We start from the raw sequence: 21,036 nt of genomic DNA on the forward strand, positions 1-21,036 counted from the left end.
TTTTCTTTTAGCGCTTCAGCGCTTCGCTCAGCTCTTCGCGCATCGCCGATAACAGCGATTTCACCACGCGAGGGTTACCGGCAACGATGTTGCCTGAATGCAGGTAGCCGTGGTTGCCGGTGAAGTCAGTGACCAGTCCGCCCGCTTCGCGCACCAGCAGTTCACCCGCCGCGAAATCCCACGGTTTCAAACCAATTTCAAAGTAGCCATCAACGCGGCCTGCGGCGACGTACGCCAGATCCAGCGCAGCGGAGCCGGTGCGACGGAAATCGGCACACTGCGTAAACAGCTTGGTCATGATGTTCATATAAGCTGGGGCGTGCTGTTTGAGCTTGAAGGGGAAACCGGTGGCAAGAATGGTGCCATCCAGATCGCGAGCGATACTGCCGCGCAGGCGGTAACCATTCAGCTGCGTGCCCTGTCCGCGTACGGCGCTGAACAGTTCATTACGCATAGGATCGTAAACGACAGCCACTTCTGTACGGCCTTTAATACGAACGGCAATAGAAACAGAGAAGTGGGGCAGGCGTTTAATAAAGTTGGTGGTGCCATCCAGCGGATCGATTACCCATTGAATATCCTGATCTTCGCCCTCAAGCTCACCGCTTTCTTCAGTGATGATGGTATGTTTTGGGTAAGATTTACGAATGACTTCGATAATCAGGCGTTCTGCGTCGCGGTCAACATTCGTTACGAAGTCGTTGCTGCCTTTCTGGCTGGCCTCGACAGCGTCCGGGGTTTCATAATTCTTGGCAATTAAATTTCCGGCCTTGCGCGCTGCGCGCACGGCAATGTTGAGCATTGGATGCATCGGTATCTCTCGCTGGATGTTAAAGAACGGGGAAAACGGCGCGGAGTATAGCAGGGTGTTCGGTAAATGTCCTGCTTTATGTTAGAGTACGCGTCATCATTTTCTGACCGATCCCAACTCTTATGCTGCAAAATATTCGTATCGTGCTGGTGGAAACTTCTCATACCGGCAACATGGGCTCCGTAGCGCGCGCCATGAAAACCATGGGGTTAACTAACCTCTATCTGGTGAATCCGCTGGTGAAGCCAGACTCTCAGGCTATCTCTCTGGCAGCGGGTGCCAGTGATGTTATCGGTGAGGCAAAGATTGTAGACTCCCTGGATGAAGCCATTGCCGGGTGCAGCCTGGTGGTCGGCACCAGCGCCCGCTCGCGATCTCTGCCGTGGCCGATGCTGGACGCCCGGGAATGCGGCGTGAAAAGTATTGAAGAAGGGCAGCAGGCGCCTGTCGCGCTGGTGTTTGGCCGTGAACGCGTCGGACTGACAAACGACGAATTGCAAAAGTGTCACTACCACGTGGCCATTCAGGCGAATCCGGAATACAGCTCGCTGAATCTCGCGATGGCCGTGCAGATCATTGCTTATGAAGTGCGTATGGCCTGGCTTCAGGCTCAAGAGAACCAAACCCCAAAACCGCAGTACGACGCTTCCCCTTATCCGCTGGTGGACGATCTGGAACGCTTCTATCAGCACATGGAAAACATGATGCTGGAAAGCGGGTTTATCCGTGAAGCCAACCCGGGCCAGGTCATGAGCAAACTGCGTCGTCTGTATACGCGCGCCCGTCCTGAACGCGATGAGCTCAATATTTTGCGCGGTATGCTCTCGTCTTTCGAGAAGCGAAAAGGAACCAGAACGGACGGCGAATAATAGTTGAGTAAATCACCAGGTTAAATACTTGAGTAATTTACTTGGTTAAATAGTTGACCAAATTACTCAGGAATGTCAGACTTGCTGCCATCTTCGCTAATCCTCCGATAACCGGACGCTATTGAGGTTGTATGCTATGAGACTGACATCCAAAGGACGTTATGCTGTTACCGCCATGCTGGACGTTGCCCTTCACTCTCACCAGGGCCCGGTTCCACTGGCAGATATCTCTGAACGCCAGGGCATTTCGCTCTCCTATCTGGAGCAGTTATTCTCGCGTTTACGCAAGCATGGCCTGGTAGCAAGCGTCCGCGGGCCGGGCGGCGGTTATCTGCTAGGTAAAGAAGCCAATGCGATTGCGGTGGGAGAAGTGATCACGGCGGTAGATGAGTCCGTAGACGCCACCAAGTGTCAGGGCAAAGAAGGCTGCCAGGGCGGCGAACGCTGCCTGACTCACGTCCTGTGGCGCGATCTGAGTGTGCGCATTAGTGAGTTCCTGAACAACATTACGCTGGCTGAGCTGGTGAATAATCAGGAAATCCTGGATGTGGCCGACCGTCAGAACGCCAATGACAACCGCCGTTTCCAGAACTCCCGTTCTCAGGAAATCAACGTGAACCTTCGCGCCTCGTAATCCTCCTCTTCTCCGGCCCTTACTGCTAACGCGGTAGGGGCTGAATCTGCTATAAATACGTATGATTTTCTATACGGAGCTGTAGCGCAATGAAATTACCGATTTACCTGGATTACGCCGCTACCACGCCGGCCGATCCGCGTGTGGCCAGCAAAATGATGCAATTCCTGACGCTGGATGGCACGTTTGGTAACCCGGCCTCTCGTTCACACCGTTTTGGCTGGCAGGCCGAAGAAGCGGTAGACGTTGCGCGTAATCAGGTGGCAGAGCTGGTGAATGCTGACCCGCGTGAAATCGTGTTTACCTCCGGTGCCACCGAATCCGACAACCTCGCCATTAAAGGCGCGGCCCAGTTTAATCAGGCGCGCGGCAAGCACATTGTTACCAGCGTAACCGAACATAAAGCGGTGATTGATACCTGCCTGCAACTTGAACGTGAAGGCTTCGAGATCACCTGGCTGACGCCCGCCGCGAATGGTCTGATCGCGATTGAGGATTTGCGTGCTGCACTGCGCGATGACACCGTTCTGGTGTCGATCATGCACGTGAACAATGAAATTGGCGTGATTCAGGATATCGCCGCGATGGGCGCGCTCTGCCGCGAACGTGGCATCCTGTTCCATGTTGATGCCACACAGAGCGTAGGTAAGCTCCCTGTCGATCTGAGTGAACTCCCTGTCGATCTGATGTCCTTTTCCGCCCACAAAGTGTATGGCCCCAAAGGGATCGGCGCGCTGTATGTGCGCCGTAAGCCGCGCGTTCAGATCGATGCACAAATCCATGGTGGCGGCCATGAACGCAATATGCGCTCGGGCACCTTACCTGTGCACCAGATCGTGGGGATGGGTGAAGCCTATCGCATTGCCCGTGAAGTCCGCGAAGAAGAGATGGCCCGCTTGTCTGCCCTTCGGGATCGGCTGTGGCAGGGGCTGCGCCAGACCGGCGGCGTCAGCGTAAATGGCGATTTGCAGCACAGCTGTCCCAACATTCTCAACGTAAGTTTCACTGACGTTGAAGGTGAGTCATTGATCATGGCGTTAAAAGATCTTGCGCTGTCGTCTGGATCGGCCTGTACTTCTGCCAGTCTTGAACCCTCCTATGTCCTGCGTGCGCTTGGCCTGAACGAAGAGCTGGCACACAGCTCGCTTCGCTTCTCGCTGGGCCGTTTTACCACGGAAGACGAGATCGATTATGCCATCGCGCTGGTGCAGAAGTCCGTTACGCGCCTGCGTGAACTCATGAAGTCATGATGCATTTGCCAGCCGAGGCTGACAAACTGTGCGCCGACAACATCTGCGGCGTGCAGCGTAACATCTGAATGAAAAAGCCGTCTTAAAACAGGCTGGATGAAACGAATAACGAATACGGAGCCCTACAATGAATACACAACCGATGAATATTACGCTCAGCAGCCAGCCCGCCGATGCGCGCTGGGGCGAAAAAGCGCTGTTAAGCAGCAATGATAACGGCATGACCCTGCACCTGCGTGAAGCGGATGCCTTGATGACCATTCAACGGGCCGCCCGTAAACTGGATGGCCAGGGCATTCGTCATGTTTCACTGGCTGGCGAAGGCTGGCACCTTGAGCAGTGCTGGGCATTCTGGCAGGGTTATCGCGGGCCTAAGGGCAAAAACCAGGTGGACTGGCCGCAACTGGGTGAACACGAGCAGGCGGAGTTCGATCGCCGCCGCAAAATTGTTGGCTGGGTGCGCGACACCATTAATTTACCAGCCGACGATCTGGGCCCGGAAACGCTGGCGCACAGCGCCATTGACTTACTCAGTGAGCTGGGTGGTGAGGCCGTCAGCTATCGCATCACCAAAGGCGACGACTTACGCGAACAAGGCTACATGGGCCTGCACACCGTGGGTCGCGGCTCTAACCGCCCGCCGGTCTTTCTGGCGCTGGATTTCAACCCAACCGGAGACAGCGAGGCGCCTGTTTACGCCTGTCTGGTGGGCAAAGGCATTACCTTTGATACCGGCGGCTACAGCCTGAAACCGAGCGCTGGCATGGACTCAATGAAGTCGGACATGGGCGGTGCGGCCACCGTCACCGGTGCGCTGGCGCTGGCGATCGCGCGCGGGCTGAATAAGCGGGTTAAACTTTACCTCTGCTGCGCGGATAACATGGTCAGCAGCAATGCCTTCAAACTGGGCGACATCATTCGCTACCGTAACGGCAAGTCGGTAGAGGTGATGAACACCGACGCTGAAGGCCGCCTGGTACTGGCTGATGGCCTGATTGATGCCAGCGAGCAGAACCCGACGCTTCTGATCGATGCGGCAACCCTGACCGGTGCCGCGAAGACGGCGGTCGGCAATGATTATCACGCGCTGTTTACCTTTGACGATGGCCTGGCGCAGTCGGTGATGGGCAGCGCAGTCAGCGAAAACGAACCTTTCTGGCGTTTGCCGCTGGCGGAATTCCATCGCAACCATCTGCCATCGAACTTTGCCGATCTGAACAACATTGCCAGTCCGGCGCATTCGGCAGGTGCCAGCAGCGCTGCCGCGTTCCTGTCGTACTTCGTCAGCCACTATCAGCAGGGCTGGTTACATATTGACTGCTCAGCGACCTATCGCAAAAGCGCGGTCGATCAGTGGGCTGCCGGTGCAACCGGTCTGGGTGTCCGTACCCTCGCCAACCTGTTACTGAAATAAGCGCAATCCAGCGGTGACCTGGTCACCGCTTTCTCAAGGTAGAAGTAAACTATGAACCGTCTTGAAGAGGTGCTGAAGCTGGCCGCGACCGAGCCTGCGCACCGGCCTGAATTTTTCCAGCTGTTGCTGGAAGCTGACGTCTGGGTGCCCGGCGAAAGCACCAGCCAGCAACTGGATGCCAGTACGCCGGTGGATCTCCAGCACTGGGAAAAAGAGGATGGCAGCAGCGTCATACCGTTTTTTACCTCCGAACAGGCGATGAGCGAAGCCGTTGAGAGCGAACAGGCGTATTTACGTTTACCCGTGCGCACCCTGTTTGACATGACGCGTGGCGAAACCCTGTTTTTGAACCCAAAACTGCCGACGGGAAAAGAGTTCTCCGCAGCGGAAATCAGCCATCTGCTGGGCGAAGAGGGCAGTGCACTCACTCAGCAAAGCGTGCTGGAAGGCGGGCAGTCACTGCTGCTGTCGGAAGTGGCAGAACCGCCTGCCCAGATGATTGACTCTCTGACCCAACTGCTCAGCAAATATAAGCAGGTGAAACGCGCCTTTGTTGCCAGCATTCGTGAACGCGCGGATGAGGAACCCAACCTGCTGATTGGGATTGAAGCGGACAGCGATATTGAGGCCATTATCCAGGCCGCTGGCAGCGTCGCCAGCGACACGTTACTGGATGATGCACCCATTGATATCTGCGAGGTCACGGCAGACGATCGCGGCATCAGCCACTTCTTTACCGCCCACATCACGCCCTTTTATGAACGTCGCTGGGGGAGTTTCCTGCGCGAGTTCAAAGGCGGTCAGCGTATTATCTGACAACGCGCGCGGCCTCACCGGCCGCGCGTCTTCTTATTTCGCAATCGGCAAATCGTCCCGGCTTCCCCATTCGCCCCAGGAACCGTCATAGAGCGTAGCCTCCCGAACGCCCAGCGACGTCAGCGCCAGAATCAACACGACCGCCGTAACGCCTGAGCCACAGGTGGCGACAACCGGTTGCGTCAGGTCCACGCCCGCCTGGGCAAACAGGGCGCGCAGTTCGGACGCCGGCTTCAGTTGTCCCTGTTCAACCAACAGGTTCCACGGCAGATTCAGACTGTTGGGAATGTGCCCGCGATGTAAACCAGGACGCGGTTCATCTACCTCGGCATTGAAGCGGTTAGCCGCTCGGGCATCCACAATCTGTGCGCCGCCTTCATGGCTAATCAACAGCACGTCAGTCAGGCGTTTCACCAGCCCGTCATCGAACTCAGCCTCGAATTCGCCCTCAGGCAGGCTCACTTCCCCCTCCGCCAGCGCAAAGCCTGCGGCTTTCCAGCCCTGCAAACCGCCAGCCAGAATGGAAACCTGGGCGACGCCGAAAGCGCGCAGCATCCACCAGGCGCGCGGGGCAGAAAACAGGTTGCCCTCATCATAAACAATCAGATGTTTATCACTGTTGACGCCAAGCTCGCGCATGGCCACGGCAAAGCTTTCAGCGCGCGGGAGCATATGCGGATAGGGGCTGGTGTGATCGGAAAGTGCTTCAATATTAAAGAAAGGTGCCTGGGGCAAATGACCCGCCAGGTATTCAGCCTGGATATTGCGAACCGCATCCATGCCTGGCGGCAGCATACGTGCGTCCAGTACCTGCAGCGTTTCATCGTTGTAGTGTTCTTGTAACCAGTCGGCGGACACAAACAGTGGCGTCGTCATAACAACCTCATCTCAGCAATCTGTCATGCCAGTGTCGGGTAATGTGCACACCATCTCAAGAGAAGCGTTGATTAAATGCGAGCGTTGATGTGAAATTGCCCAGCGTTATAACAATTCCCCTGGGGCCCGGTGAAGGATTTACCATGAAAAAACGCATTAACCGGCTGCTGTTCAGCATGCTGATCGGTGGTTCGCTGCTGTCTGTCGCCACCTTACCTGTTTTTCCTGTCAGTGCAGAAACCCCTGCAGCCAGCGCGCAGGCCAGCAAACCACTCACCATTATCGATCTCTCTGAATTACAGCTTGATGGCGCGGCGGCGCTGGTTTTAACCTTTAATCAGCCGCTGGATGACAAGCAGGATCTGGCGCAAAAGGTCAGGTTGATCGACGATAAACACGGCAAAGTCGATGGTGGTTGGGAGCTTTCCAGCAATCGTAAAGCCCTGCGTTTTCGCCATCCTGAACCCTCTCGTCAGTTCACCGTGACCGTCGATTCGGGCTTGCGCGCCGCCAGCGGTGAGACGCTTACAACGGCCTACAGCAAAAAAATCACTACCCGCGACATTGAGCCGATGGTGGGCTTTGCCAGCCGAGGCTCCCTGTTGCCGTTGCGTATCGCGCAGGGGCTGCCGGTACTGGCGTTGAACGTAGACCAGGTGGATGTGGATTTTTTCCGAATCAAAAATGCGGGCCTGGCGGAATTCCTTTCCCAGTGGAATTACGGTAACAACCTCTCTACCTGGCAATCTCAGGAACTGCTGAAAACCAGCCAACTGGTGTATACCGGCCGCTTTGAACTCAACCCGGCCCGTAACACGCGGGAAAAACTGCAGTTGCCGCTGAAAGACATTAAGCCGCTTCAGCAGCCAGGGGTTTATCTGGCGGTTATGAAGCAGGCGGGCACTTATCACTACAGCATGCCTGCGACGCTGTTTACCCTGAGCGATATCGGCCTGTCGCTGCACCGCTTTCCCACCCAGTTTGAACTCTTCGCACAGAGTCTGGAAAACGGCGCACCGCTTTCCGGCGTCAGTATCAGGCTGTTGAATGATAAAGGCCTGGTGCTGCAAAACGGCACCAGCGACAGCAGCGGTCATTTGCGCCTTAATGCAGACGAAAAAGGCAAGTTCCTGCTGGCCATGAAGGGCGAACAAACTTCGCTGATCGACCTGGCGCGCCCTGCTCTGGATTTAGCCGAATTCCCCGTAGCGGGGCCCGAAGGCTATGACAAACAGCTCTTCGTCTTCGGCCCACGAGATATTTATCGGCCTGGCGAAACAGTGATCGTCAATGCGCTGCTGCGCGATGCGGACGGCAAGCCTTTACCTGCCCAACCGGTTAAGGCTGAGCTGGTACAGCCCGACGGCGAGGTCGTGCGCACGGTGGTCTGGCAGCCGCAGGACGGTTTCTATCAGCAGCGGTTTGCTTTACCGGCTTCGGCGATGACCGGCGGCTGGATGCTGCGGCTGAATACCGGTGATAACCAGCTGCGGCAGTGGCATTTCCGCGTTGAGGATTTTCTGCCTGAGCGCATGGCATTAACGCTGAAAAACGATGAACAACCCCAGCCTGCGGATGCCGATATTACGTTCGACATTGAGGGGCGCTATCTGTATGGCGCGCCTGCGGCAGGGAATCAGCTGCAGGGACAGCTCTATCTGCGTCCGGCCCGTGAGGCGGTTGCTGCGCTGCCGGGCTACCAGTTTGGTGACATCACCGAACAGGGCCTGAAGCGCAGTCTGGACGATGTCGATCTTAAGCTTGACGCCAACGGCAAGGCGCAACTGACCGTGGATAATCAGTGGGATCAGCTTCACTCACCGCTGAACCTGATACTGCAGGCCAGCCTGCTGGAAACCGGCGCTCGTCCGGTCACCCGACGTGCTACTCAGGCCATCTGGCCGGCGGACGCGTTGCCCGGTATCCGTCCGCTGTTTGGCAATAAGGCGATCTACGATTACCGCAGTGACAGCTATCACGATGAGCCGACCGTGCCGGAAAACAGCCTGGCAGAATTCGATATTGTTTATGCCAACAGTCAGGGCGCTAAGCTGGCGGCAGATAAGCTTGACGTACGTTTAATTCGTGAACGGCGTGACTACTACTGGAGCTTCTCGGACAGTGAAGGCTGGCAGTCACGTTACGATGCCAAAGACCTGCAGGAAGATGAGCAATCTGTCAGCATTCCCGCTGACGGCAGCACCAAGGTCAGCTTCCCGGTTGAGTGGGGCAGCTACCGGCTAGAGGTCCAGTCGGGTGAAAAAATCATCAGCAGCGTGCGTTTTCAGGCGGGCTATGACTGGCAGGATAATACCAATGGTACAGGCGCACTGCGTCCGGACCAGGTCAAACTAAAGCTGGATAAAGCGGCATACCAACCGGGTGAAACCGTCCATTTGCAGGTCGAATCGCCCACGGCCGGAAAAGGCTATCTGATGGTGGAATCCAGCAGCGGGACGCTCTGGTGGCAACCCTTAACGGTGCCGCAGGGTGGAACCCAGGTAGACGTGCCGATCGCGGCCAACTGGCAGCGCCACGATCTCTATTTCAGTGCCATTGTGGTGCGGGAAGGGGACAAAACCAGTGGTGCCACGCCGAAACGGGCGGTCGGACTGTTACATCTGCCGATGGCGACCGAGGCGCGACGTTTAACGCTGACGCTGGACGCACCCGATAAAATTCGTCCTGAGCAGAACCTGACGGTGAACGTTCAGGCCAGCCGTGAAGGCGGCCCGCTGCCTGACAAGGTGCACGTCCTGCTGTCAGCGGTAGACAGCGGTGTGTTAAGCGTGACGGATTATAAAACGCCCGATCCCTGGACGGCTTTTTTCGGTCGCAAGCGTTATAACGTCGATCAGTACGATGTGTTTGGTCAACTGATTGAAAGCGGTGGACGGCTGGCTGCTCTGCGCTTTGGCGGAGACGGTGAAGACGAATCCATGACGCGCGGCGGTAAAAAACCGGTCACCCACGTCAATATCGTGGCGCAGCAGTTGCAGGCCGTTACGCTGGATAAAAACGGCAAGGGTGCCATTACGCTGCCCATTCCGGCCTTTAACGGCGAGTTGCGCTTAATGACGCAGGTCTGGAGCGATGACAGCTTTGGCGCTGCCGAACGTAAGCTGGTGGTGGCTGCCCCGCTGGTCAGCGAACTGGCCACGCCGCGTTTTCTGGCCAGCGGCGACAGCGCGTCACTGGCGCTGGATATCACCAATCTGACGGACCTGCCGCAAACGCTGAAGGTCGATTTGACTGCCCAAGGTCTGATAGGACTGTCGGGCGCGGCCACACAAAATGTGACGCTGGCAAAAGGCGAAAGGACCACCCTGCAGGTGCCCGTGACGGCGAAAACCGGGTTTGGTGACGGCGAAGTGCAGGTGCAGATTTCAGGGCTGAACCTGCCCGGTGAGACGGTGCGGCCCAGCCAGCAGACGTGGAAGATTGGCGTCAGGCCGCCTTATCCTGCGCAAACCCTCAATTTTGCCGCTGTGATTGACCACGATCGCCCCTGGCAGGTCACGGCGGCGGCATTTGCGGGTCTGGATGCAGAAACCCTGAGTGGACAACTGACCCTGAGTAATCGTCCGCCTTTAAATATCGCCAGCTACATCAGTGCGCTTTATGCCTATCCCTATGGCTGTCTGGAGCAGACCACCAGCGGTCTCTGGCCGTCGCTCTATACCAGTCAGGCGCAGCTCAGCGCTATGGGGATAAAAACCAGCAGTGATGACGTTCGTCGGGCCGCCGTTGACACCGGCATCGCCCGTCTGGCCGGGATGCAGCGTGCTGACGGCAGCTTTGGGTTGTGGAGTAAGCAGAGTGAAGAGGAGTTCTGGCTCACACCTTACGTTACTGACTTTTTACTGCGCGCCAGCGAAGCGGGCTATGCCTTGCCCCCTGACGTGATTGATCGGGCTAATGCACGGCTGCTGCGTTATTTACAGGACCCTTCACAAATTACCGCTAGTGGCAGTGCCGACATCGATGCATTGCGTTTCAGCGTTCAGGCTTATGCCGGCCTGGTGCTGGCGCGTCAGCAGCGTGCGCCACTGGGCGCGTTGCGTGCGCTTTACGAAAAGCGTGACAAGGCCAAATCGGGGCTGGCGCTGATGCAGTTGGGTGTCGCGCTGAAGCTGATGGGGGATGGACAGCGTTCGCCGCTGGCTGTGATGCAGGGCGCCACGCTGTCACGACCTGAAAGCAGCTGGTTTGGCGACTATGGCAGCACGGTGCGCGATGAGGGGATGATGATCGCCCTGTTAGCGGAATATCAGCTGCAGCCGGAACTGCAAAACAGCCTGCTGCTGTCACTGTCAAAAGAGCTGAACGGCAAGCGCTGGCTCTCTACCCAGGAGAACAATGCGCTTTACCTGGCGGCGCGCACGCTGCAAACCGCACAGGGTAAGGATTGGCAGGCGATACTACAGGGTCATCAATCGCCCGTAAGCAGCAGTGGGCCTGTGAATAAAGGGCTGGATAGTCAACAGCTGACGCAAGGCGTTGACGTGAGCAATCCCGGCACGGCACCGCTGTATGGCAGCCTGAACGTGGTGGGTTATCCGCTGACGCCGCCGCAACCCGTCAGCCATATGCTGTCCGTTAAGCGAGAGTACTTCACCCTGGACGGTAAACCGGCGGATCTCAATAATCTGCGCAGCGGTGAATTGCTGGTGGTCCGTCTTACCGTGGCCGCGAAACGCCGCATCAGCGATGCGCTGGTCGTGGATCTGTTACCGGCCGGACTGGAGCTGGAAAACCAGAATCTGGCAGACAGCAGTGCCAGCCTGGGTGACAGTGCGGATGCGCTAAAAGAGAGCATGATGGATATGCAGCAGGCCAACATCCGGCATATTGAGTTCCGTGACGATCGCTTCGTTGCCGCGCTGGCAGTGGATACGTATCGTCCTGCAACCCTGATGTATCTGGCGCGCGCAGTAACGCCGGGCATCTACCATATGCCGCCACCGCAGGTGGAATCGATGTACGTACCTGAGTGGCGGGCGATTGGTGCGTCGCCGCAACAGCTGCATGTACAACAGTAGCCGGGCCGGGTTGTGATCAAAAACAGGCACATCAAAAAGCGGTGGGTAGCCCTGCCGCTTTTTATTCTGGCCTTGCTGCTTGTCCCGCTGATTCTGGATCGGTTATTCCCCTTGCCCCTTAAAGAGGTTCAGCCCGCACGTGTGGTGGTCGCCGAGGACGGCACACCCCTGTGGCGCTTCGCTGACGACCAGGGCATCTGGCGCTATCCGGTCACTCCCGCTGACGTGTCGCCGACGTACATACAGGCGTTGCTGACCTATGAAGATCGCTGGTTCTGGTACCATCCCGGGATTAATCCGCTCGCCCTGCTTCGCGCGGCCTGGCAGGACCTGCGTCATGGCAGCGTCATTTCGGGTGGCAGCACTTTAACCATGCAGGTGGCCAGAATCATCGACCCACAGCCGCGAACGCTGCGGGGCAAGCTGATTCAGGCTTGGCGCGCTCTGCAACTGGAGTGGCATCTCTCTAAATACGATATCTTAACGCTTTATCTTAATCGTGCGCCCTTTGGCGGCACGCTGGAAGGGATTGGAGCGGCAAGCTGGAGCTGGCTGGGTAAAGCGCCGTCACAGATGACAAGGGGCGAGGCGGCGCTAATGGCCGTATTGCCACAGGCACCCAGTCGTTTGCGGCCCGATCGCTGGCCAGAGCGGGCTGAAGCGGCACGTAATAAGGTGCTGGATCGGCTGGCGCAGTATCATGTCTGGTCGCCCCGACGGGTCGCTGAAATCCGCCAGGAACCGGTCTGGCTCCCGCCGCGCCAGATGCCGCAGATGGCGCCGTTACTGGCGCGGCGACTGTTATCGATGACTACGCACGATAAAATCGTCTCTACGCTGGATCCGTCGCTGCAGCGCGAGCTGGAAAGCATGGCGCTGAATGTGAAAAACCAGCTTCCTCCGCGCACCTCACTGGCGATACTGGTGGTGGATCACACCACTATGGCGGTGCGGGGCTACGTCGGTTCCGCCGATTTCGGCGACGACAGCCGTTTTGGTCATGTGGATATGATTGCCAGCGTTCGTTCGCCGGGATCGGTCCTGAAACCCTTTGTCTATGGCATGGCGCTGGACGAGGGGCTCATCCATGCCGAGTCTTTACTGCAGGATGTTCCACGTCGTTTTGGCGATTACCGTCCGGGTAACTTCGATACCGGTTTTCATGGCCCGGTCAGCGCCAGCGAGGCGCTGGTGCGTTCACTCAATCTTCCCGCCGTGCAGCTGCTTGAGGCGCTGGGGCCGAAAAATGTGGCCGCACGCCTGCGCAATGTGGGGCTAAATCTACGTTTCCCACCGGGTGCAGAGCCTAACCTGTCGTTGATTCTCGGCGGCACCGGAGCGCGCATGGATGATATCGTGGCGGCCTATAGCGCCTTTGCCCGACATGGCAACGCCGGTCAGCTGCGCTGGATGGCAGACCAGCCCTTACAGGAACGCCCACTGCTTTCGCCCGGTGCGGCCTGGATTATCCGCCGTATTCTGGGCGGTGAGGCTCAGCCTGCGGGTAATGGCAGCGCGCCTGCGGTGGTACCGCTGGCATGGAAGACCGGCACCAGCTACGGCTACCGTGACGCCTGGGCCGTGGGAATCAATCCGCGTTATCTGATTGGCGTTTGGGTCGGACGACCCGATGCAACGCCGGTTGCGGGGCAGTTTGGTTTCGCGTCTGCGGTTCCCGTCATGAATCAGGTTAACAACGTACTGATGAACCGCCTGGCCGGGCGGGCAGTCCCCACCGATCCGCGACCGGCGTCGGTCAGCGTGGCAGGCATCTGCTGGCCTGGCGGGCAGCCGCTGCCCGAGGGAGACGAAAACTGCCGACAACGGCGGCAGAGTTGGGTGCTGAACGACACGCTGCCGCCGACCTTGCTGGCGCCGGGGCAGGAAAGCCTGAGCGGATTGCACCTGCGTTACTGGCAGAACGAACAGGGCTTACGGGTTGCGGCGGATTGCCCGCATGCCATCAGCCATGAACGTCTGGCGTGGCCTTTGCCGCTGGAAGCCTGGCTGCCGCCGCAGGAGCGTCGGGCGCAGCGCTTACCGGCGGTTGATCCCCGGTGTCCGCCCTTGCAGCAGGGCAGTAGCGCGCCGCTGATTGTGACTGGCGTTATTGACGGGCAGCGCGTTCAGCCGCTGCCGGGCAATACTACGCTGGTGATACCGGTTGCGGTGCAGGGCGGTCAGGGCGTTCAGCGCTGGTGGTTTTTAAACGGCGAGCCGCTCGAAACGCAAAGTCAGAACGGCACCCTGTCGCTACCTCTTGATCGGGCAGGGGACTATCAGCTGGTGGTCATGGATGAGGCCGGTCAGCTGGCCTCTGTCGTTTTTACCCGTGGGTGAGTGTTTTTTGCGCTAAATCAGAGTTGAAAAGTATTAGCCCCGACTCAGATCAAGATTTTTCAATAAATTATGGGTTCGGTGATAGGCAACGTCACACTCAACCCCTATAATCGGCGCCGTTTCTTAGCCGGGGCGCGCGCCCTCGGTTTCTTCAGAACGTCAAGACAGAGGTCATCATGGCAATCGAACGTACTTTTTCTATCATCAAGCCAAACGCCGTCGCTAAAAACGTGATCGGTGCCATCTACAACCGTTTTGAAAGCGCAGGCTTCAAAATCGTTGGCGCAAAAATGCTGCAGCTGAGCAAAGAGCAGGCTGAAGGTTTTTACGCAGAGCACCAGGGCAAGCCGTTCTTCGACGGTCTGGTTGAATTCATGACGTCTGGTCCGGTTGTGGTTTCTGTACTGGAAGGTGAAAATGCCGTTCAGCGTCACCGTGACCTGATGGGTGCAACTAACCCTGCTAACGCGCTGGCTGGCACACTGCGTGCAGACTACGCTGACAGCTTCACCGAGAACGCAACCCACGGTTCAGATTCTGCCGAATCAGCCGCCCGTGAAATTGCCTATTTCTTCGGCGAAAACGAAATCTGCCCGCGCACCCGTTAATTGCTTAACGACTGACGCGTACAGGGCTTTACAAAAATCTGCTGAACACGGGCAACTCTAGCCTGTTATCAGGCAGCAGATGTTGTACAATATTGCGCCTTCATTGAGCCAGCTTAGTGAAGGCGCAATTTTTTTCTTTTCCCAACAGCGCCATAACGTGTAACAACGAGGCCAGAGAATATTATGTCCGAACAGATTGTGACGTCCGCGTCCACCTCGCCTATTTCCGTCTCACCCAAAAGCCAAAAAATCAACCTGCTGGATCTCAACCGTCAGCAAATGCGTGAGTTTTTTGTCTCGCTCGGTGAAAAACCCTTCCGTGCCGATCAGGTGATGAAGTGGATTTACCACTACTGCTGCGATGATTTCGAGCAGATGACCGACATTAACAAGAAGCTGCGTAACCGGTTAATGGAACTCACCGAAATTCGCGCCCCGGAAGTGGCTGAAGAGATGCGCTCAACGGATGGCACCATTAAATGGGCTATTCGCGTCGGCGATCAGCTGGTTGAAACGGTGTATATCCCGGAAGGGGATCGCGCCACCTTATGTGTCTCCTCTCAGGTGGGTTGCGCGCTGGAATGTAAATTCTGCTCGACGGCGCAGCAGGGCTTTAACCGCAATCTGCGCGTATCAGAAATTATTGGTCAGGTCTGGCGTGCCGCAAAAATCGTCGGTGCGGCCAAAGTGACCGGTCAGCGTCCTATCACCAACGTGGTGATGATGGGCATGGGTGAGCCGTTGCTCAACCTGAATAATGTGGTTCCGGCCATGGAAATCATGCTGGATGACTTCGGTTTTGGTTTGTCGAAACGCCGTGTCACCCTGTCGACCTCGGGCGTTGTGCCTGCCCTGGACAAGCTGGGCGACATGATCGACGTTGCGTTGGCGATTTCGCTGCATGCGCCAAACGACAAACTGCGTGACGACATCGTACCCATTAACAAGAAATACAATATTGAAACCTTCCTGGCGGCGGTTAAACGCTATATTGGTAAGTCCAATGCGAACCAGGGACGCGTCACGATCGAATACGTGTTGCTGGATCATGTCAACGACAGCACCGATGACGCGCATGAACTGGCGGCATTGCTGAAAGAAACGCCGTGTAAGATCAACCTTATTCCATGGAACCCCTTCCCCGGGGCACCTTATGGTCGCAGCTCGAACAGCCGCATTGACCGCTTCTCCAAGGTGTTAATGGATTACGGCTTTACCACTATCGTGCGCAAAACCCGTGGTGATGATATTGATGCCGCTTGCGGCCAGTTGGCCGGGGAAGTGATTGACCGTACGAAACGCACCCTGCGTAAGAAAATGGCGGGCGAAGCCATATCTGTGAAGGCGCTCTGAAAGGCTGACTGACAGGGTTTTCCATTCCGTCTCTGCGTGGCAGGCTGCTGCCAGCCACAGCGATAACAGGATGGAAAGGCGATGGGCAAAGGGATGTGCACGGCATTACTGGCCGTTTTTGTTGTAAGCGGTTGTGTCCGTTCGCCGACCCAACCGGGGGCAGCGGAGCTTCGTTTGCAACTGGGTATGCACTACCTCGCGGTAGAGGATTATTCTGCTGCGCGCCGTAATCTCTTACGGGCGCAGGCGGCCGCTCCCCAGGATTACCGCGTACCCCTGGCATTGGCCCGGCTGGCTCAGCGGCAGGGGCACACTGCCGCAGCGCATTATCATTTTCAGCACGCGCAGCGAATTGCGCCACATAATGGTTACATCCCTAACAATTACGGTGCGTTTCTTTGCGCTTTAGGGCAGTATGATGAAGCGCATCAACAGTTTATCCGGGCGAAGGGTGCGCAGGAAGGAGACGCCCGTATCGATGCGTATGAACTGTCGGGGTATTGTTATCTGCGGGCAGGAAACAGAGAAGCAGCGCGTGCTGCTTTGTCGTATGCGCTCGATGCGGACCAGAGTAAAGGAGCGTCGCTACTAGCCGAAGCTGAAAGCGCGGTCGAAAATGACCAGTGGGCTAACGTAGCGCTATTATTAGAGCTTTACCAGCCGCTGCCGGAGACGGCACGCAGCCTGGCGTTACACATACGTTTCGCCGCGCAACAGGGAAATGCCGCAGACGTTTCACGTTATGGCGACCAGTTAGCGCGACGTTTTCCGCAATCGATACAGTACCAGCGTTATTTAGCTAATGAATACTGAAGCCACTCAAGAAAATTCTGCAGTTCATTCCACAGGTACACGCCTGCGTCTGGCCCGTGAACAAATGGGACTCACGCAGCAACATGTTGCTGAACGCCTGTGCCTGAAACTTACTACCGTACGTGATATTGAAGAAGACAAATCACCTGCGGATTTAGCCTCTACCTTCCTGCGCGGTTACATCCGTTCTTATGCGCGTCTGGTGCACATTCCTGAAGAGGAACTGCTGCCGATGATGGAAAAGCAGACGCCGGTTCGTGCCGCAAAAATTGAGCCGATGCAAAGCTTCTCCTTGGGCAAACGGCGTAAGAAACGCGACGGCTGGCTGATGATTTTTACCTGGCTGGTGGTCTTTGTCGTGATCGGCCTGACAGGCGCCTGGTGGTGGCAGAACCATAAAGCCTCACAGGATGAGCTGGTGTCGATGGCCGATCAAAACGGCAGTAACAGCGACAGCAGCCAGTCTATCCCCCTGGGACAGACGAACGGCGCATCAACCGATAACAGCACCAGCGTGCCGTTGAGCAATAATGCCGCCAGCACACCGGCGAACGCCGATGAATCCACCGGCACGGCGCCTGCTGAAAACAGTAACAGCAGTAACAGCACTGCCGCGGCTGCCCAGCAGGAAGAGAATAACGCCGTTGTTTCGCCTTCTCAGGCACCGACTTCGACCAGCCCCGCACCGGCCAGCACCAATACGGCGCAGCAGATGCCAGTGGGCGCGGCGGCGGTTAGCGAACCGGCGGCGGATCCGAATGCCGTGGTGATGACCTTTACCGGCGACTGCTGGCTGGAAGTCAGCGATGCAACGGGTAAGAAACTGTTTAGCGGTATCCAGCGCAGCGGTGGCAAGCTGAGCCTGTCTGGCACGGCTCCCTATCGTCTGAAAATTGGCGCGCCATCCGTGGTTCAGGTGCAATATCAGAATAAACCCGTTGATTTAAGTCGCTTTATCCGTAATAACCAGGTTGCTCGCCTGACGTTGGGTGCGCAATAACAGCGTATCGCGTGTACCGGGCAATTGTGGAGAAGAAATATGCATAACCAAGCACCCATTATCCGTCGTAAGTCTAAACGTATTTACGTCGGCCAGGTGCCCATTGGCGACGGTGCGCCAATCGCCGTTCAGTCGATGACCAACACCCGCACGACTGACGTAGCCGCGACGGTCAATCAGATCAAAGCCCTTGAGCGCGTAGGCGTCGATATCGTCCGCGTCTCGGTGCCCACCATGGATGCCGCCGAAGCGTTTAAGCTGATTAAGCAGCAGGTGAACGTCCCCCTGGTGGCTGATATCCACTTTGACTACCGTATCGCGCTAAAAGTCGCGGAGTATGGAGTGGACTGCCTGCGTATCAATCCGGGTAATATCGGTAATAACGAGCGTATTCGTGCGGTGGTTGACTGCGCCCGCGATAACAATATCCCCATTCGTATCGGTGTTAACGCCGGATCGCTGGAAAAAGATCTGCAGGAAAAATACGGTGAGCCTACACCGCAGGCCCTGCTGGAATCGGCGATGCGCCATGTCGATCATCTGGATCGTCTTAACTTCGATCAGTTTAAAGTCAGCGTGAAAGCCTCTGATGTGTTTCTGGCGGTTGAATCCTACCGTTTGTTGGCAAAGCAGATCGAGCAGCCGCTGCATCTTGGTATTACCGAAGCGGGCGGTGCACGTGCCGGTGCGGTGAAATCGGCGATTGGTCTGGGGCTGTTACTGGCCGAAGGCATTGGCGACACGCTGCGTATTTCTCTGGCAGCCGATCCGGTTGAAGAGGTAAAGGTTGGCTTTGATATCCTGAAGTCGCTGCGCATCCGCTCTCGCGGGATCAACTTCATCGCCTGTCCGACCTGTTCACGTCAGGAGTTTGACGTCATTGGCACGGTAAACGCGCTGGAGCAGCGACTGGAAGACATTATCACGCCGATGGACGTCTCCATCATCGGTTGCGTGGTGAATGGGCCTGGCGAAGCCACCGTTTCTACGCTTGGCGTGACCGGCAGTAATAAGAAAAGCGGCTTCTATGAAGATGGCGTGCGCCAGCGCGAACGTCTGGACAATGACGATATGATCGATCAACTGGAAGCGCGCATTCGTGCCAAAGCGGCCATGCTGGATGAAACCCGTCGTATTGACGTGCAGCAACTGGAAAAATAATCCGTTGCGTGTACGGCGTGCATGACTTTTTTAGCTGAACCTGTGCGGTTTCATCCTCATGAGGTATGATGCCGGACAGGTTTTTTTGCATTAAGAGATTTTAACGTGGCGAAGAATATTCAAGCGATTCGCGGGATGAACGATTTCCTGCCTGCGGATACGGCCATCTGGCAACGGGTTGAAGATGTACTGAAGTCAGTGCTGGCGAGTTATGGTTACAGCGAAATTCGCTTACCCATCGTAGAGCAGACTCCTCTTTTCAAACGCGCAATTGGTGAAGTCACCGATGTGGTTGAAAAAGAGATGTATACCTTTGACGATCGCAATGGCGAAAGCCTGACGCTTCGTCCGGAAGGCACGGCGGGCTGCGTGCGCGCAGGTATCGAACACGGTCTGCTTTATAACCAGGAACAGCGCCTGTGGTACATGGGGCCAATGTTCCGCTACGAGCGTCCTCAGAAAGGGCGTTACCGCCAGTTTCATCAGATAGGCGTTGAAGTCTTTGGTCTGCAGGGGCCGGATATCGATGCCGAATTGATCATGCTGAACGCACGCTGGTGGAAAGCGTTGGGCATCGCCGACCATGTTCGTCTGGAACTGAACTCCATTGGTTCGCCTGAAGCCCGTGCCAACTATCGCGATGCGCTGGTGGCGTTTCTGGAACAGCATAAAGAGGCGCTGGATGAAGACTGTAAGCGCCGTATGTACAGTAACCCGATGCGCGTGCTCGACAGTAAAAATCCTGATATTCAGACGCTGCTGAACGATGCGCCTCAGTTGGGCGATTATCTGGATGTGGAGTCACGCGAGCATTTTGACGGGCTGCGCGCGCTGTTAGACGACGCGGGTATTGCTTACACGGTGAATCAGCGGCTGGTGCGTGGGCTGGATTATTACAACCGCACGGTGATTGAATGGGTTACCGACAGCCTGGGCTCCCAGGGGACCGTTTGCGGTGGCGGTCGTTATGATGGGCTGGTAGAACAGTTGGGTGGCCGTGCCACACCGGGTGTCGGTTTCGCAATGGGAATGGAACGCCTGGTGTTGTTAGTGCAGGCGGTGAATCCGGAATTTGAACCCGCGCGCAATGTCGATGTCTATGTTATCGCTTCAGGTCAGGGCGTTCAGTCAGCGGCGATGCAGCTGGCAGAAAAACTGCGCGATCACCTGCCTGAAATGAAACTGATGACCAACTTTGGCGGCGGTAACTTCAAGAAGCAGTTCGCCCGTGCGGATAAATGGGGCGCCCGCGTTGCCCTGGTGCTGGGCGAAGATGAACAGAAGGCCGGTCAGGTCGTGATTAAAGACCTGCGCAATGGCGAACAGCAAACGCTGGCGCAGGCGGACGCGGCTGCTGCACTGCGCACGCTGTTGCAGTAAGCGTGTCAAAGCACAACCATTGAAAGGAGAAGGATTGCGTGGAAGTTTATAGCAATGAGAACGAACAGGTTGATGCGCTGCGTCGCTTTTTCGCCAACAACGGTAAAGCCTTAGCCGTAGGCGTGGTTATCGGGATTGCTGCACTGGGCGGCTGGCGCTACTGGTCCAGCCATCAGCAGGATTCCGCGAAAACCGTATCGGCAGAATACCAAAAAGTCACCCGTGCGATGCAGGCCGGTAAGCCAGAAACCCTGGAAGCCGTCAACACGTTCGCCAGCGAAAACAGCAATACTTACGGTGCCCTGGCGGCCCTGGATCTGGCTAAGCAGTATGTCGACAGCAATCAGCTGGACAAAGCCGCTACCTTGCTGCAAAACGGATTGAAAGATACTAAAGATGCCAACCTGCAGGCGGTTATCAACCTGCGCCTGGCACGCATTCAACTGCAACAGAATCAGGCTGATGCGGCACTTAAAACCCTTGACAGTGTGAAGGGTGATGGCTGGACAGCCATTGTCGCTGATATCCGCGGCGAAGCGCTGCTCAGCAAGGGCGATAAGCAGGGCGCGCGCGATGCATGGAGCAAAGGCGTAGAATCTGACGCGTCTCCTGCACTGAAGCAAATGATGCAGATGAAGATGAATAACTTAAGCTAAGCCAGTCAAGAGA

Annotated in this window: 16 protein-coding genes; 14 read left to right on the forward strand and 2 right to left on the reverse strand. The window is 56.7% G+C overall.

The genetic code is table 11. The features are described from left to right. Positions 1-7: 7 nt before the first annotated feature. Positions 8-811 (reverse strand): inositol-1-monophosphatase, encoded by an 804-nt coding sequence (gene suhB, locus AAIE03_RS02625; protein WP_013026746.1) that lies wholly within the window; start codon positions 809-811, stop codon positions 8-10. Positions 812-933: 122 nt separating this feature from the next. Here suhB and trmJ point away from each other — a divergent pair, with 122 nt between their 5' ends. The 5 genes from trmJ (at position 934) to sseB (ending at position 5,794) form a co-directional block, all read left to right on the forward strand. Further along, positions 934-1,680, forward strand: coding sequence for a tRNA (cytosine(32)/uridine(32)-2'-O)-methyltransferase TrmJ (gene trmJ / locus AAIE03_RS02630; protein WP_013026745.1), 747 nt, complete (start codon positions 934-936; stop codon positions 1,678-1,680). A 136-nt stretch (positions 1,681-1,816) separates the two neighbouring features. After that, positions 1,817-2,314, forward strand: a complete 498-nt coding sequence (gene iscR, locus AAIE03_RS02635) for a Fe-S cluster assembly transcriptional regulator IscR (protein WP_014594322.1) — start codon at positions 1,817-1,819, stop codon at positions 2,312-2,314. Positions 2,315-2,403: 89 nt separating this feature from the next. Continuing rightward, on the forward strand, positions 2,404-3,564 hold the full coding sequence (locus AAIE03_RS02640) for an IscS subfamily cysteine desulfurase (RefSeq protein WP_014594321.1): 1,161 nt from the start codon (positions 2,404-2,406) through the stop codon (positions 3,562-3,564). 127 nt (positions 3,565-3,691) lie between these two features. Further along, the gene (gene pepB, locus AAIE03_RS02645) at positions 3,692-4,978 is read left to right on the forward strand and encodes an aminopeptidase PepB (RefSeq protein ID WP_013026742.1); all 1,287 of its coding nucleotides are present in this window, start codon (positions 3,692-3,694) and stop codon (positions 4,976-4,978) included. A 51-nt stretch (positions 4,979-5,029) separates the two neighbouring features. Next, a complete protein-coding gene (gene sseB / locus AAIE03_RS02650; protein WP_013026741.1) occupies positions 5,030-5,794 on the forward strand; it encodes an enhanced serine sensitivity protein SseB in 765 nt (254 codons plus the stop codon). A 33-nt stretch (positions 5,795-5,827) separates the two neighbouring features. On the opposite strand, the gene sseA is transcribed toward sseB, so the two are convergent. Continuing rightward, positions 5,828-6,670 (reverse strand): 3-mercaptopyruvate sulfurtransferase, encoded by an 843-nt coding sequence (gene sseA / locus AAIE03_RS02655; RefSeq protein ID WP_013026740.1) that lies wholly within the window; start codon positions 6,668-6,670, stop codon positions 5,828-5,830. Between the two features lie 143 nt (positions 6,671-6,813). Here sseA and AAIE03_RS02660 point away from each other — a divergent pair, with 143 nt between their 5' ends. From AAIE03_RS02660 to AAIE03_RS02700, 9 genes are all read left to right on the forward strand, one after another. Beyond that, positions 6,814-11,712: an alpha-2-macroglobulin family protein gene (locus AAIE03_RS02660; protein ID WP_426143719.1), complete on the forward strand. Its 4,899-nt coding sequence runs from the start codon at positions 6,814-6,816 to the stop codon at positions 11,710-11,712. A gap of 12 nt (positions 11,713-11,724) precedes the next feature. Further along, positions 11,725-14,052 carry a peptidoglycan glycosyltransferase PbpC gene (gene pbpC / locus AAIE03_RS02665; protein WP_426143717.1) on the forward strand — a complete coding sequence of 776 codons (2,328 nt, stop codon included), beginning with the start codon at positions 11,725-11,727 and terminating at the stop codon, positions 14,050-14,052. 176 nt (positions 14,053-14,228) lie between these two features. After that, positions 14,229-14,660 carry a nucleoside-diphosphate kinase gene (gene ndk, locus AAIE03_RS02670; RefSeq protein ID WP_003848684.1) on the forward strand — a complete coding sequence of 144 codons (432 nt, stop codon included), beginning with the start codon at positions 14,229-14,231 and terminating at the stop codon, positions 14,658-14,660. Positions 14,661-14,843: 183 nt separating this feature from the next. Continuing rightward, entirely contained in the window at positions 14,844-16,013 is a 1,170-nt protein-coding gene (rlmN, locus tag AAIE03_RS02675; protein ID WP_013026737.1) for a dual-specificity RNA methyltransferase RlmN, read from the forward strand. Between the two features lie 81 nt (positions 16,014-16,094). Further along, positions 16,095-16,826 (forward strand): type IV pilus biogenesis/stability protein PilW, encoded by a 732-nt coding sequence (pilW, locus tag AAIE03_RS02680; protein ID WP_228225587.1) that lies wholly within the window; start codon positions 16,095-16,097, stop codon positions 16,824-16,826. Beyond that, a complete protein-coding gene (gene rodZ / locus AAIE03_RS02685; protein WP_014605274.1) occupies positions 16,816-17,826 on the forward strand; it encodes a cytoskeleton protein RodZ in 1,011 nt (336 codons plus the stop codon). Before pilW ends, rodZ begins: the two co-directional genes overlap by 11 nt. Positions 17,827-17,865: 39 nt before the next feature. Further along, a complete protein-coding gene (gene ispG, locus AAIE03_RS02690) occupies positions 17,866-18,987 on the forward strand; it encodes a flavodoxin-dependent (E)-4-hydroxy-3-methylbut-2-enyl-diphosphate synthase (protein ID WP_014594315.1) in 1,122 nt (373 codons plus the stop codon). 105 nt (positions 18,988-19,092) lie between these two features. Next, positions 19,093-20,367, forward strand: coding sequence for a histidine--tRNA ligase (gene hisS, locus AAIE03_RS02695; RefSeq protein ID WP_013026733.1), 1,275 nt, complete (start codon positions 19,093-19,095; stop codon positions 20,365-20,367). Between the two features lie 38 nt (positions 20,368-20,405). Continuing rightward, positions 20,406-21,023: a YfgM family protein gene (locus AAIE03_RS02700; protein WP_014594313.1), complete on the forward strand. Its 618-nt coding sequence runs from the start codon at positions 20,406-20,408 to the stop codon at positions 21,021-21,023. Positions 21,024-21,036: the final 13 nt, after the last annotated feature.

The organism is Pantoea sp. Ae19-2 (assembly GCF_059801205.1).

What these genes read in the sequence shown, in the direction of transcription:
- suhB (WP_013026746.1), bottom strand. Translation starts at nt 811, where the DNA reads ATGCATCCAATGCTCAACATTGCCGTGCGCGCAGCGCGCAAGGCCGGA.
- trmJ (WP_013026745.1), top strand. Translation starts at nt 934, where the DNA reads ATGCTGCAAAATATTCGTATCGTGCTGGTGGAAACTTCTCATACCGGC.
- iscR (WP_014594322.1), top strand. Translation starts at nt 1,817, where the DNA reads ATGAGACTGACATCCAAAGGACGTTATGCTGTTACCGCCATGCTGGAC.
- AAIE03_RS02640 (WP_014594321.1), top strand. Translation starts at nt 2,404, where the DNA reads ATGAAATTACCGATTTACCTGGATTACGCCGCTACCACGCCGGCCGAT.
- pepB (WP_013026742.1), top strand. Translation starts at nt 3,692, where the DNA reads ATGAATACACAACCGATGAATATTACGCTCAGCAGCCAGCCCGCCGAT.
- sseB (WP_013026741.1), top strand. Translation starts at nt 5,030, where the DNA reads ATGAACCGTCTTGAAGAGGTGCTGAAGCTGGCCGCGACCGAGCCTGCG.
- sseA (WP_013026740.1), bottom strand. Translation starts at nt 6,670, where the DNA reads ATGACGACGCCACTGTTTGTGTCCGCCGACTGGTTACAAGAACACTAC.
- AAIE03_RS02660 (WP_426143719.1), top strand. Translation starts at nt 6,814, where the DNA reads ATGAAAAAACGCATTAACCGGCTGCTGTTCAGCATGCTGATCGGTGGT.
- ndk (WP_003848684.1), top strand. Translation starts at nt 14,229, where the DNA reads ATGGCAATCGAACGTACTTTTTCTATCATCAAGCCAAACGCCGTCGCT.
- rlmN (WP_013026737.1), top strand. Translation starts at nt 14,844, where the DNA reads ATGTCCGAACAGATTGTGACGTCCGCGTCCACCTCGCCTATTTCCGTC.
- pilW (WP_228225587.1), top strand. Translation starts at nt 16,095, where the DNA reads ATGGGCAAAGGGATGTGCACGGCATTACTGGCCGTTTTTGTTGTAAGC.
- rodZ (WP_014605274.1), top strand. Translation starts at nt 16,816, where the DNA reads ATGAATACTGAAGCCACTCAAGAAAATTCTGCAGTTCATTCCACAGGT.
- ispG (WP_014594315.1), top strand. Translation starts at nt 17,866, where the DNA reads ATGCATAACCAAGCACCCATTATCCGTCGTAAGTCTAAACGTATTTAC.